Source organism: Streptomyces sp. L2, from assembly GCF_004124325.1.
Classification (GTDB): Bacteria; Actinomycetota; Actinomycetes; order Streptomycetales; family Streptomycetaceae; genus Streptomyces.
The window spans coordinates 6,420,246-6,433,395 of sequence record NZ_QBDT01000001.1; the positions used below are offsets into that span (position 1 = coordinate 6,420,246).

Consider the following 13,150-nt stretch of genomic DNA (forward strand, 5'->3'; position numbering starts at 1 on the left):
ATCAGCTGTCGTGGGTCTTGCGCGGCCCGCGTCAGCTCTCGTCCTCGTCGAGCCAGCCCATGGTCCGCTCGACGGCCTTGAGCCAGTTCTTGTACTCACGGTCGCGGGTGGCCGCGTCCATGCGGGGGGTCCACTCGGCGGCCCGGCGCCAGTTGGCGCGCAGTTCGTCGGTGCCGTTCCAGAAGCCGACGGCGAGACCGGCGGCGTAGGCGGCGCCGAGGCAGGTGGTCTCGGCGACCATCGGGCGCACCACCGGCGCGTCCAGCACGTCGGAGAGCGTCTGCATCAGCAGGTTGTTGGCGGTCATGCCGCCGTCGACCTTGAGGGTCACCAGCTCGTCGCCGGAGTCCTTCACCATGGCGTCGGCGATCTCCCGCGTCTGCCACGCGGTGGCCTCCAGGACCGCGCGGGCGATGTGCGCCTTGGTGACGTACCGGGTCAGGCCGGCGATCACACCGCGGGCGTCGGAGCGCCAGTGCGGGGCGAACAGTCCGGAGAAGGCCGGCACGAAGTAGGCGCCGCCGTTGTCCTCGACCGAGAGCGCGAGCGTCTCGATCTCGGCGGCGGTGGAGATCAGGCCCATCTGGTCGCGCATCCACTGCACCAGGGAGCCGGTGACGGCGATCGAGCCCTCCAGGGCGTACACGGTCGGCTGGTCGCCGATCTTGTAGCCGACGGTGGTCAGCAGACCCGCGTAGGAGTTGATGATCTTGCTGCCGGTGTTCATCACCATGAAGGTGCCGGTGCCGTAGGTCGACTTGGTCTCGCCCTCGGAGAAGCAGGTCTGGCCGAACAGGGCCGCCTGCTGGTCGCCGAGCGCGGAGGCGACCGGGATGCCGCCGAGCAGCTCGCCCAGCGGGCCGCCGGTGACCTCGCCGTACACCTCGGCGGAGGACCGGATCTCCGGCAGGATCTGCATCGGCACGCCGATGGACTCGCAGATCTTCTCGTCCCACTGCATGGTGTGCAGGTTCATCAGCATGGTGCGGGAGGCGTTGGTGACGTCGGTGTAGTGCTTGCCGCCGTCGGTGCCGCCGGTCAGGTTCCAGATGACCCAGCTGTCCATGGTGCCGAACAGGATGTCGCCCGCCTCGGCGCGCTCCTTGAGGCCGTCTACGTTGTCGAGCAGCCAGCGGGCCTTGGGCCCGGCGAAGTAGGAGGCCAGCGGCAGGCCGGTCTCCCGGCGGAAGCGGTCCTGGCCGACGTTGCGGCCCAGTTCCCGGCAGAGGGCGTCGGTGCGGGTGTCCTGCCAGACGATGGCGTTGTGGACGGGCTCACCGGTGTTCTTGTCCCACAGCACGGTGGTCTCGCGCTGGTTGGTGATGCCGATGGCCTTGATGTCGTCGCGGGTGATGCCGGCCTTCTGGACGGCTCCGGCGACGACTTCCTGGACGTTGGTCCAGATCTCGGTCGCGTTGTGTTCGACCCAGCCCGGCTTGGGGAAGATCTGCTCGTGCTCCTTCTGGTCGACGGAGACGATACGGCCGTCCCGGTCGAAGACGATGCAGCGCGAGGAGGTCGTGCCCTGGTCGATCGCCGCGATGAACGGGCCTGCGGTGTGGGCGTCGGTCACTGTGTGCTCCTGAAAGATCCGTGGTGTGGGGGCTGTGTACGTACGGCGCGTGCTGAGACTCGGGGCTCTTTAAGCAAAGGCGACGTTGTAGATGCCCGCAGCGATCGCACCGCCGATCAGCGGACCGACCACCGGAACCCAGGCGTAGCTCCAGTCCGAACCGCCCTTGTTGGGCAGCGGCAGCAGGGCGTGCACGATGCGCGGACCGAGGTCACGGGCCGGGTTGATCGCGTAGCCCGTGGGACCGCCGAGCGACAGGCCGATGGAGACGACGACCAGCGCGGTGATCAGGCCGCCCAGGATGCCGAGGCCGTTGCCCTTGTCGTTCAGGCCCTGGGTGAGGACGGCGAGGATGAGCACGATCGTGCCGATGATCTCCGTCGCGAGGTTCTGCACCACGTTCCGGATCTCCGGGCCGGTGGAGAAGACACCGAGGACCGGGCCGGCGCCCTTCTCCTGGGCCTCCACGGCCTTGGCCGTCGTGGCCTGGGCGCCCGGACCGCCGACGATCTCCTTGTCGGTGAGGTGTGCGTGGAACTGGCCGTAGTAGGCCACCCACACCATTGTCGCGCCGATCATCGCGCCGAGCAGTTCGCCGGCGAAGTAGGTCGGGGCGTTGCTCCAGTCGCCGCTCTTGATGGCCAGGGCGACCGTGACGGCCGGGTTGAGGTGGGCACCGGAGAGCGGTCCGGCGACGTACACGGCCGTCATGACCGCGAAGCCCCACCCGAAGGCGATGGCGAGCCAGCCGGCGTTGCGGGCCTTGGAGGCCTTCAGGGTCACGGCGGCGCAGACGCCGCCGCCGAGCAGGATGAGCAGGGCGGTACCTATGGTCTCGCCGATGAAGATGTCGGAGCTGGACACCCGCGACTCCTTTGTCCTTCGTCCAGGGAAGCCGAACCCCGGGTACCTCCGGGGGTTGGCGCCCTCGGGGGTGAGAGCGAATTCCGGCCCTTGGCGTTGTCACACTCTAGCGCGTATTGCCGGTAGGTGTTCGACAATGCCGACCGATGGACGGGAGTCTTGCTGCGGCGTCGCGCACGCGTCAAGGGTTCTGTTGTCGAAAACAGGATCGTTATTGATCGCTGTGGGTTGGCGGAGTTCATGTACTTTCATACGATCTCGCCCCATTTATTCCATTTCAGGGTATGGCGAGAACCGGAACGCCGCCCGTGCGTCCCGGTCGTACCTGGCGGTCAGCCGCCGCTCAGTCGTTGTTCAGCCGCTGCTCGGCTGGTGCCCGGCCGGTGCTCAGAACCGGCCCGCGCCCAGGTCGCGGGAGACCGCGCGGGCGCAGTCCCGCACCGCAGCGATCAGCTCGGGCCGCAACTCGCCGTCCTTGCACAGCCGTTCGACCGCACCCGTGATGCCGACCGCGCCGACCGGCATCCGGCGCCGGTCGTGGATCGGCGCGGCCACCGAGGCCACGCCCTCCCAGGTCTCCTCCACGTCCGCCGCGTACCCACGCGCGCGCGTGATGTCGAGCAGGTGCTCGAAGCTCTCCGCCTCGCACACCGTGCGATCGGTGAACGCCTTCCGCTCGGCCTCCAGGGCCTCGCTGTGCGCCACCGGGTCGTACGCGGAGAGCACCTTGCCCAGGGCCGTGCAGTGCAGCGGCTGCATGGCGCCGATCTCCAGCACCTGCCGGCTGTCGTCGGGCCGGAAGACGTGGTGCACGATCAGCACGCCCTGCTGGTGCAGGACCCCCAGGTACACGCTCTCCCCGCTGGAGCGGGCCAGGTCGTCCGTCCACACCAGCGCCCGCGCCCGCAGCTCGTGCACGTCCAGATAGGTGGTGCCGAGGCGCAGCAGCTCCGCGCCCAGCTGGTACCGCCCGGAGGCGTCGTCCTGCTCGACGAAGCCCTCCTGCTGGAGGGTGCGCAGGATGCCGTGCGCGGTGCCCTTGGCGAGGCCGAGCGACGAGGCGATGTCCGACAGGCCGAGCCGCCGTTCGCCGCCCCCGAGCAGCCGCAGCATCGCGGCCGCCCGTTCGAGCGACTGGATGTTCCGTGCCATCGCCGTCCTGCCTCCGTTCCCTGCGACCGCCGACGACCGCCGACCGCCCTGTGAAAAAACGCCGTTCGGCAATGTCGAACACTACCGGTCCATGCCAACGTCCCGCCAATGGTCCGCCGACACCTGTTACACGGGCCCGTGGCTCCCACGTCACACGCCGGCCACCCGCACCGGCCGGAGCGCGCCCGGCCGGCGCCCATGACCGGCCCGCCCGCGCAAGGGTCCCCCATCCCCACCGGAGCCCCGCACCCGCCCCGCCGCACGTCCCGCACGGGCCCTGCCGCACGTCCCGCACGGGCCCTGCCGCACGTCCCGCGCCCGCCCGGCCGCACCGTCCGCGCCGCCCTGTACCGGCTGAATCGCGCGGCCCGCGCGCGTCCGGCATCCGGCGCCCCTGTCCGTACCCCGGACAGGGGCCGCGTCCGCCGTCCGTGTCCGTCCCGTGGACGCCGGTGCCCGCCGGAGCCCGGTCCCGGTTACCCTGGCGCAGTGCCCCGTTCCCGGCCCGGCCGGGAAGGCCGCATAGCCGACAGCCGTCGCACCCCAGGGAGCCCCTACATGGCCGCGTTGCCACCGACCCCTTCCGCCGACAGCCGGACCCGTGCGTCCGCGCTCCGAGAGGCGCTGGCCACCCGTGTGGTCGTCGCCGACGGAGCCATGGGCACCATGCTCCAGGCGCAGGACCCCACCCTCGAGGACTTCCAGAACCTCGAAGGCTGCAACGAGATCCTCAACCTCACCCGCCCCGACATCGTCCGCTCCGTCCACGAGGCGTACTTCGCCGTGGGCGTCGACTGCGTCGAGACCAACACCTTCGGGGCCAACCACACCGCGGCCAGCGAGTACGACATCGCCGACCGCGTCCACGAGCTGTCCGAGGCGGGCGCCCGCCTCGCCCGCGAGGTCGCCGACGAGCACACCGCCCGGGACGGCCGGCAGCGCTGGGTACTGGGCTCCGTCGGCCCCGGCACCAAGCTCCCCACCCTCGGCCACGTCGGCTACACCACCATCCGCGACGGCTACCAGGCCAACGCCGAGGGCCTCCTCGCCGGCGGCGCCGACGCCCTGATCGTCGAGACCACCCAGGACCTCCTGCAGACCAAGGCCTCCGTGCTCGGCGCCCGCCGCGCCCTGGACGCCCTCGGCCTCGACGTCCCCCTGCTCGTCTCGATGGCCTTCGAGACCACCGGCACCATGCTGCTCGGCTCCGAGATCGGCGCCGCGCTCACCGCGCTGGAGCCGCTCGGCATCGACATGATCGGCCTGAACTGCTCGACCGGCCCCGCCGAGATGAGCGAGCACCTGCGCTACCTCACCCGGCACTCCCGCATCCCCCTGCTCTGCATGCCGAACGCGGGCCTGCCCATCCTCACCAAGGACGGCGCGCACTTCCCGCTCGGCCCCGAGGGACTGGCCGACGCCCAGGAGAACTTCGTACGGGACTACGGCCTCTCCCTGATCGGCGGCTGCTGCGGCACCACGCCCGAGCACCTGCGCCAGGTCGTCGAGCGCGTCCGGGACCTCACCCCGGGCGAGCGGAGCCCGCGCCCCGAGCCCGGCGCCGCCTCTCTCTACCAGTCCGTGCCGTTCCGGCAGGACACCGCCTACCTGGCCATCGGCGAGCGCACCAACGCCAACGGCTCCAAGAAATTCCGCGAGGCCATGCTGGAGGGCCGCTGGGACGACTGCGTGGAGCTGGCCCGCGAGCAGATCCGCGAGGGCGCCCACATGCTGGACCTCTGCGTGGACTACGTCGGCCGAGACGGCGTCGCCGACATGGAGGAACTCGCCGGACGCTTCGCCACCGCCTCCACCCTGCCGATCGTCCTGGACTCCACCGAGGTCGACGTGCTCCAGGCCGGCCTGGAGAAGCTGGGCGGCCGCGCGGTCATCAACTCCGTGAACTACGAGGACGGCGCCGGCCCGGACTCCCGGTTCGCCCGGGTCGCCGCCCTGGCCAAGGAGCACGGCGCGGCGCTGGTCGCGCTCACCATCGACGAGGTGGGCCAGGCCCGCACGCCGGAGAAGAAGGTCGAGATCGCCGAACGGCTGATCGAGGACCTCACGCAGAACTGGGGCATCCACCAGGAGGACATCCTCGTCGACTGCCTGACCTTCACCATCTGCACCGGCCAGGAGGAGTCCCGCAAGGACGGCGTCGCCACCATCGAGGGCATCCGGGAGCTGAAGCGGCGGCACCCGGCCGTCCAGACCACCCTCGGCCTGTCCAACATCTCCTTCGGCCTCAACCCGGCCGCGCGGATCCTGCTGAACTCCGTCTTCCTCGACGAGTGCGTCAAGGCGGGCCTGGACTCCGCGATCGTGCACGCCAGCAAGATCCTGCCGATCGCCCGGTTCAGCGAGGAAGAGGTCACCACCGCCCTCGACCTCGTCTACGACCGCCGCCGCGAGGGCTACGACCCGCTGCAGAAGCTGATGCAGCTCTTCGAGGGCGCCACCGCCAAGTCCCTGAAGGCCGGCAAGGCCGAGGAACTGGCCGCGCTGCCCCTGGACGAGCGCCTCAAGCGGCGCATCATCGACGGCGAGAAGAACGGCCTGGAGGCCGACCTCGACGACGCCCTCACCAGCCGCCCGGCCCTCGACATCGTCAACGAGACCCTCCTGGACGGCATGAAGGTCGTCGGCGAGCTGTTCGGCTCCGGCCAGATGCAGCTGCCGTTCGTCCTGCAGTCCGCCGAGGTCATGAAGACCGCCGTCGCCCACCTCGAACCCCACATGGAGAAGAGCGACGAGGCCGGCAAAGGCACCATCGTCCTCGCCACCGTCCGCGGCGACGTCCACGACATCGGCAAGAACCTCGTCGACATCATCCTGTCCAACAACGGCTACAACGTCGTCAACCTGGGCATCAAGCAGCCGGTCTCCGCGATCCTGGACGCCGCCGACGAGCACCGGGCCGACGTCATCGGCATGTCCGGCCTCCTCGTCAAGTCCACCGTGATCATGAAGGAGAACCTGGAGGAGCTGAACCAGCGCGGCCTGGCCGCCCGCTTCCCGGTCATCCTCGGCGGCGCCGCCCTCACCCGCGCCTACGTCGAACAGGACCTGCACGAGATCTACGAGGGCGAGGTCCGCTACGCCCGCGACGCCTTCGAGGGCCTGCGCCTGATGGACGCCCTCATCGGCGTCAAGCGGGGGGTCCCCGGCGCGAAGCTGCCCGAGCTGAAGCAGCGCCGGGTCCGGGCCGCGGCCGCCGTCGAGGTCGAGGAGCGGCCGGAGGAGGGGCACGTCCGCTCCGACGTCGCCACCGACAACCCCGTGCCCACCCCGCCGTTCTGGGGCACCCGGGTCATCAAGGGCATCCAGCTCAAGGAGTACGCGAGCTGGCTCGACGAGGGCGCCCTCTTCAAGGGGCAGTGGGGCCTCAAGCAGGCCCGCACCGGTGACGGGCCGACGTACGAGGAGCTCGTCGAGACCGACGGCCGGCCGCGGCTGCGCGGACTGCTCGACCGGCTCCAGACGGACAACCTGCTCGAAGCGGCCGTCGTGCACGGCTACTTCCCCTGCGTGTCCAAGGACGACGACCTCATCATCCTGGACGAACAGGGCAACGAACGGACCCGCTTCACCTTCCCGCGGCAGCGGCGGGGCCGCCGGCTGTGCCTGGCCGACTTCTTCCGGCCGGAGGAGTCCGGGGAGACCGACGTCGTCGGCCTCCAGGTCGTCACCATCGGCTCCCGGATCGGCGAGGAGACCGCGAAGCTCTTCGAGGCCAACTCCTACCGTGACTACCTCGAACTCCACGGGCTGTCCGTGCAGTTGGCCGAGGCCCTCGCCGAGTACTGGCACGCCCGGGTCCGCGCGGAACTCGGCTACGCCGGGGAGGACCCGGCCGACGTCGAGGACATGTTCGCCCTGAAGTACCGTGGCGCGCGGTTCTCGCTGGGCTACGGCGCGTGCCCCGACCTGGAGGACCGCGCGAAGATCGCGGAGCTGCTGAGGCCCGAGCGTATCGGCGTCCACCTCTCGGAGGAGTTCCAGCTGCACCCCGAGCAGTCGACGGACGCGATCGTCATCCACCATCCGGAGGCCAAGTACTTCAACGCGAGGTGAGCTCCGCGCGGGTCGGCAGGTGCGCCCACTGTCCTGGGGGGGGCGGGTCCGCCGTGCGGCTGCGACTGCGTCGTGGCTTGTCGCGCAGTTCCCCGCGCCCCTTGCGGGGCGCCCCCTCCGGGCCGCCTCCTCAGCTGCGGGCATGCGTGCCGCTAGGGGCGGCACGGGTGGGCGCAGCGGCACCCTGCGCGCGCCGGTAAGCGGAACCCACCCCCGGCCGGCCGCAGCCGACAGCGGCCCTCTGCCCTGCGGTAAGGGTGTTTCTGGGGTACCCCCTGACTCAGGACGATAAACGAGGCGTTCGTGGCGTGGGCGTCGTACACTGGTCGGTCCACTGCAGGCCGGTTCCCCGTGTGGGAACCGGCCTGCTCGTCCCCAAGGAGGTGCGCCCGGATGACCAGCACGGTCCCCGCGCTCGGAACCCGTACGGCCGAAGGCTCAGCCCTGCAGGCGGTGCTCCTCGACATGGACGGCACCCTGGTGGACACCGAGGGCTTCTGGTGGGACGTCGAGGTGGAGGTCTTCGCCGCCCTCGGCCACGCCCTCGACGACTCCTGGCGGCACGTCGTCGTCGGCGGCCCCATGACCCGCAGCGCCGGCTTCCTGATCGAGGCCACCGGCGCCGCCGTCACCCTCGCCGAGCTCACCGTCCTGCTCAACGACGGCTTCGAGGCCCGCATCGGCGCCGCCCTGCCGCTGATGCCCGGCGCCGCCCGCCTGCTGGCCGAACTGCACGAGCAGGGGATCCCCACCGCCCTGGTCTCCGCCTCCCACCGCCGCATCATCGACCGCGTGCTCACCGTGCTGGGGCCCCACCACTTCGGCCTGTCCATCGCCGGTGACGAGGTCTCCCGGACCAAGCCCTACCCGGACCCGTACCTGCTCGCGGCGGCCGGACTCGGCGTCGACCCCGCGAGATGCGCGGTCGTCGAGGACACCGCCACCGGAGTCGCCGCCGCCGAGGCGGCCGGCTGCCACGTGGTCGCCGTACCCTCCGTCGCCCCCATCGCCCCGGCCGGCCGGCGCACGGTCGTCACCTCCCTCGAAGAGGTGGACCTGGCCTTTCTGCGCGGCCTGATGACGGAAATGCGCTAGCCGTTCACCCACCGTGCGAAAGCGCAATGGCGAGCCTGGACAAAATTACCGGGAAGTACACCAGGCGGAATTCGAAAGGCGACCATGCGTCCGAATTCCACTGGCGACCTGCCAGTTGGACGGTGTGACGTTCGCCACCGTCGCCCAGGCTCGACAACGTTGCCTGCCTGTGCTGTTCACCCCTGTTCGGGGCCAATGGGCCCGCCCTTGTGTCCCGTTTGGTCTCACCCTGCACCAAAGCTGCCGCTGTCGGGTTTTCGGTGCGTCCGCAACCGGTTTCACAGCGTGATGGAACCTCAACTCACGCGGCTGTGAACGCCGCTGCGGGTGCGGACTAATCTCGTCGCGAGAACATCGCCGTAACCCCCGTGGATCCGCCGCACCACCCATGCATGGCGGATACACGGACACGAACAGCTCTGGAGAAACTCCCGCATGAACCGCAAGACTTTGGTGCTGCCGGCCGTGGCCGGCCTGCTGGCGCCGGTTCTCGCCGCCTGTGGCGGAACCGACAGCGGGAGCAAGAGCAGTGACGCCATCGTCGTCGGCACGACGGACCAGTTCACCGCCACCAAAGAGGCACCGGCGCCCGTCGACCCCGCCTACGCGTACGACGTCGGCACCTGGAACATCCTGCGCCAGACCGTGCAGACCCTGATGACCGAGCCCAAGGGCGAGGGCCAGGTCGTCCCCGACGCCGCCGAGAGCTGCTCCTTCACCGACAGCGGCAGCGAGCGCTACGCCTGCAAGCTGCGGGACGGCCTGGAGTTCGCCAACGGCGACAAGGTCACCGCCCAGGACGTCAAGTTCTCGATCGAGCGGGCCCTGCGCCTCCACGCCGACAGCGGTGTCTCCGCGCTGCTCAACACGATCGACACCATCGAGACCCAGGGCGACCGCGAGGTCATCTTCCACCTCAAGACGCCCGACGCGACGTTCCCGTACAAGCTGTCCACGCCGGTCGCGGGCATCATCAACCCCAAGGACTACGCCAAGGACAAGCTGCGCGACGGCTTCGAGGTGGACGGCTCCGGCCCCTACACCTTCCACGCCGACGTCAAGGACAACGCGATCGTCAGCGCCACCTTCACCAAGAACCCGAACTACAAGGGCTACGTGACGGTGAACAACGACAAGGTCGTGCTGCGCTCCTTCGCCGACGCCGACGCCGACGCCATGGGCGCCGCGATCGACAAGGGCGACATCGACGTCATGACGCGCACCATGTCCCCGGCCCAGATCCAGAAGCTCGACGCCGGCAGCGACAAGAACGTCGACCTCGTGGACATGCCGGGCCTGGAGATCCGCTACCTGGCCTTCAACACGAACGCGCCCACCGTGAAGACCAAGGCCGTCCGCCAGGCCATGGCCCAGCTCATCGACCGCGGCGCCCTCGTCTCCAAGGTGTACGGCTCCCAGGCCGAGCCCCTGTACTCGCTGGTCCCCGCGTCCATCACCGGGCACTCCAACTCGTTCCTCAACACGTACGGCAACCCCTCCGTCGCCAAGGCCAAGTCCATGCTGGCCAAGGCCGGCATCACCACGCCGGTCAAGCTGACCCTGCACTACACCACCGACCACTACGGCTCCGCCACCAAGCAGGAGTTCGAGGTCCTGCAGAAGCAGCTCAACGACAGCGGCCTGTTCCAGGCGAGCATCAAGGGCCACCCCTGGACCCAGTTCCGGCCCGCGGAGCAGAGGGGCCAGTACGACGTCTACGGCATGGGCTGGTTCCCCGACTTCCCCGATGCGGACAACTTCCTCGCGCCGTTCCTCGGCAAGGACAACTTCCTCGGCTCGCCGTACCGCAACAGCACCATCGAGCGCACGCTGATCCCCGAGTCCCGCCGCGAGTCCGACCGGCTCAACGCCGCCAAGACCCTGACGCAGATTCAGGACACCGTCGCCGACGACGTCCCGGTGCTGCCGCTTTGGCAGGGTAAGCAGTACGTCGCCGCCCGCGACGACATCACCGGCACGTCGTACGCCCTCAACTCGTCCTCTACGCTCCAGTTGTGGGAACTCGGCCGTGGGGTGAGCGGCTGACGTCCCTCGCCCGCCCGAGCCGGTGACCGCGGTTCGGGGTGACGAGACACGACGACAAAGGCACATGCAGTGAACATGCGCAACCAGTGGCCGGTCCTGCCCATCGTGGCGGGGCTGGCCTCCGGCCTGTTGACGCGCTGCGGCTCGGACACCGGCGCCTTGGGCGGCACAGGCCCCTCGGTGTGTTACGGCGCGCCGCCGCGTTGTCGCTGCGTGGTCTCGGCCGCGGAGTGGCCGGGCTTGGCTTCTCCTGTCGCGCAGGTTTCACTCGTTGGGGTGGTGAGCGGGGAACGTGCGATGGGGCGTCGTGCGGGTGTCTAGGCTCAGTGATCGTGAAGTTGGTGGCGCAGGTCAGATTGCTGCCGACGCCCATGCAGGCGGCTCTGGAGGCGACCCTGCGGGCCTGCAACGAGGCGGCCACGTGGGTGAGCGAGATCGCCTTCGAAGCCGGGGAGTTCAAGAACTTCGCCCTGCGCAAGCTCACCTACGAGCAGGTGAAGTCGCATTGGGGCCTGGGCGCCCAGGCGGCCCAGCACGTGGTCAAGAAGACCTGCGACGCCTACGCCACGCTCAGGGCGAACCTGAAGGGCGGCCGCCTTGGCCGTCCCGGCTCGGCCCGGTATCGCCGTGCCACGGAGAAGCCCGTCGCCTTTCGGCCCTGCGGTGCGCAGCCGTTCGACGACCGGATGCTCTCCTGGCAGATCGCGGAACGCACGGTGTCGCTCTGGACCAGCGGCGGCCGGATGAAGAACGTGGCCTTCACCGCCTCACCGGAACAGCTCGCCACACTCGCGCTGTACCGCAAGGGTGAGTCCGATCTCATCTGCCGGAACGGCATGTGGTTCCTGCACGCCACCTGCGCGCATGCTCCGCTGCAAACTCCAGAGGAAGAACACTTCGTCCGCCAAGCGCCGACTGAAGAAGCGGAGCCGCAAGGAGGCGCGGCGGGCCAGGGACATCAACCACAAGATCGCGACGCATGTGGCCGAGGCAATGGGGGTACCTCCCGCGCGAGCGCAGCCGAGCGTGGGGGAGCACCGGTCGCGGAATCGCCCTCGAAGATCTCACGGGCATCCGCGAGCGGGTACGGCTTCGAAAGCCTGGGGGCACCTCCCACGCCCTTAAGGCAGTGGGGGAGGGCCACCCACTCCAGCTGGGCGTTCGCCCAACTAAGACAGTTCATCGCGTACAAGGCCCGCAAGGCAGGAGTGCCGGTGGTGTACGTCGATCCGGCGTACACCTCCCGCACCTGCGCCGAGTGCGGGCACATCGACAGGGCGAACCGGGTCTCCCAGGCCTGGTTCGCGTGCCGGTCCTGCGGATTCGTTGATCACGCGGACCGATGGGGGCACCTCCCGCTTGAGCGAAGCCGAGAGCGGGGGAAGCTCCCGCAACATTCGCGCACGCGCGTCGGAGTTGTGGCGACGCGGGGCCCCGTCAACGGCCCCTGCCCCACCCCCGCGTCAGCGGGCCGGGGCTGGACGCAAACGGGTCATCACCGTCAGTGATGCCCCGTTGTGCAAGCCCAGGACTTCAGTCCCGGGTCGTTGACCAACGGTGACGCCCTCACTTCTGCGGACGTGAAATTGTCCTCGACCGCGTGCGGTGGGGCCGGGTGGGTCATTGATCCTCAGCTCCTTGGCCGATACCGCCCCGGCCCGCCCTACTGGGCGCCGGGGCGCACCAGACCGCTCTCGTACGCGTACACCGCCGCCTGCACGCGGTCCCGCAGGCCCAGCTTGGTCAGCACGTGTCCGACGTGCGTCTTCACGGTGGTCTCGCTGACGAACAGGTCCGCCGCGATCTCCGCGTTGGACAGGCCGCGCGCCACCAGCTTCAGCACCTCGACCTCACGGTCGGTGAGCGTGTGCAGGGTGTCCGGCACCGGCTCCTCGCCCGAGGGCAGGTGCGTGGCGTACTTGTCCAGCAGCCGGCGCGTGATGCTGGGAGCCAGCATCGCCTCACCGTTCGCCACCACCCGGATCGCCTGCACCAGCTCATTGGCCGGCGCGTCCTTCAGCAGGAAACCGCTCGCCCCGGCCCGCAGCGCCTCCACCACGTACTCGTCCAGGTCGAACGTGGTCAGCACGAGCACCTTCGCCGGACCGTCCCGGCCGGGACCGGTGATCTGCCGGGTGGCCTCCACACCGTCCATCCGGGGCATGCGGATGTCCATCAGCACGACGTCCGGCTGCAGGGCGCGCACCTGGTCGAGGGCCTGCAGACCGTCGCCGGCCTCACCGACGACCGCGAGGTCCTGCTCGGCCTCCAGGATCATCCGGAAACCCGTACGCAGCAGGGGCTGGTCGTCGACCAGTAGGACGCGGATGGCCACGTGACACTCCT

At 69.7% G+C, this 13,150-nt stretch carries 8 protein-coding genes; 4 read left to right on the forward strand and 4 right to left on the reverse strand.

Annotated features, from left to right (window positions below; genetic code table 11):
* Nucleotides 1-31: 31 nt before the first annotated feature.
* The 3 genes from glpK to DBP14_RS28775 all read right to left on the reverse strand — a co-directional run bounded on the left by glpK (nt 32) and on the right by DBP14_RS28775 (nt 3,589).
* Entirely contained in the window at nt 32-1,573 is a 1,542-nt protein-coding gene (gene glpK / locus DBP14_RS28765) for a glycerol kinase GlpK (protein WP_129310006.1), read from the reverse strand.
* Between the two features lie 69 nt (nt 1,574-1,642).
* Complete coding sequence (locus DBP14_RS28770) at nt 1,643-2,437, reverse strand: MIP/aquaporin family protein (protein ID WP_129310007.1); 795 nt, start codon at nt 2,435-2,437, stop codon at nt 1,643-1,645.
* Between the two features lie 387 nt (nt 2,438-2,824).
* The gene (locus tag DBP14_RS28775; protein WP_129310008.1) at nt 2,825-3,589 is read right to left on the reverse strand and encodes an IclR family transcriptional regulator; all 765 of its coding nucleotides are present in this window, start codon (nt 3,587-3,589) and stop codon (nt 2,825-2,827) included.
* Between the two features lie 558 nt (nt 3,590-4,147).
* Between DBP14_RS28775 and metH the strand changes: the two genes are divergently transcribed.
* The 4 genes from metH (at nt 4,148) to DBP14_RS28805 (ending at nt 12,312) form a co-directional block, all read left to right on the forward strand.
* Nucleotides 4,148-7,663, forward strand: coding sequence for a methionine synthase (metH, locus tag DBP14_RS28780; protein ID WP_129310009.1), 3,516 nt, complete (start codon nt 4,148-4,150; stop codon nt 7,661-7,663).
* A gap of 393 nt (nt 7,664-8,056) precedes the next feature.
* Nucleotides 8,057-8,758 (forward strand): HAD family phosphatase, encoded by a 702-nt coding sequence (locus tag DBP14_RS28790; RefSeq protein WP_129310011.1) that lies wholly within the window; start codon nt 8,057-8,059, stop codon nt 8,756-8,758.
* Between the two features lie 435 nt (nt 8,759-9,193).
* Nucleotides 9,194-10,804: an ABC transporter substrate-binding protein gene (locus tag DBP14_RS28800; RefSeq protein ID WP_129310013.1), complete on the forward strand. Its 1,611-nt coding sequence runs from the start codon at nt 9,194-9,196 to the stop codon at nt 10,802-10,804.
* Between the two features lie 332 nt (nt 10,805-11,136).
* Nucleotides 11,137-12,312, forward strand: coding sequence for a transposase (locus tag DBP14_RS28805; protein ID WP_241741060.1), 1,176 nt, complete (start codon nt 11,137-11,139; stop codon nt 12,310-12,312).
* A 155-nt stretch (nt 12,313-12,467) separates the two neighbouring features.
* Here DBP14_RS28805 and DBP14_RS28810 read toward each other — a convergent pair whose 3' ends face one another.
* The gene (locus DBP14_RS28810) at nt 12,468-13,139 is read right to left on the reverse strand and encodes a response regulator transcription factor (protein ID WP_030781365.1); all 672 of its coding nucleotides are present in this window, start codon (nt 13,137-13,139) and stop codon (nt 12,468-12,470) included.
* Between the last annotated feature and the right edge of the window lie 11 nt (nt 13,140-13,150).

What these genes read in the sequence shown, in the direction of transcription:
- metH (WP_129310009.1), top strand. Translation starts at nt 4,148, where the DNA reads ATGGCCGCGTTGCCACCGACCCCTTCCGCCGACAGCCGGACCCGTGCG.
- DBP14_RS28800 (WP_129310013.1), top strand. Translation starts at nt 9,194, where the DNA reads ATGAACCGCAAGACTTTGGTGCTGCCGGCCGTGGCCGGCCTGCTGGCG.
- DBP14_RS28775 (WP_129310008.1), bottom strand. Translation starts at nt 3,589, where the DNA reads ATGGCACGGAACATCCAGTCGCTCGAACGGGCGGCCGCGATGCTGCGG.
- DBP14_RS28790 (WP_129310011.1), top strand. Translation starts at nt 8,057, where the DNA reads ATGACCAGCACGGTCCCCGCGCTCGGAACCCGTACGGCCGAAGGCTCA.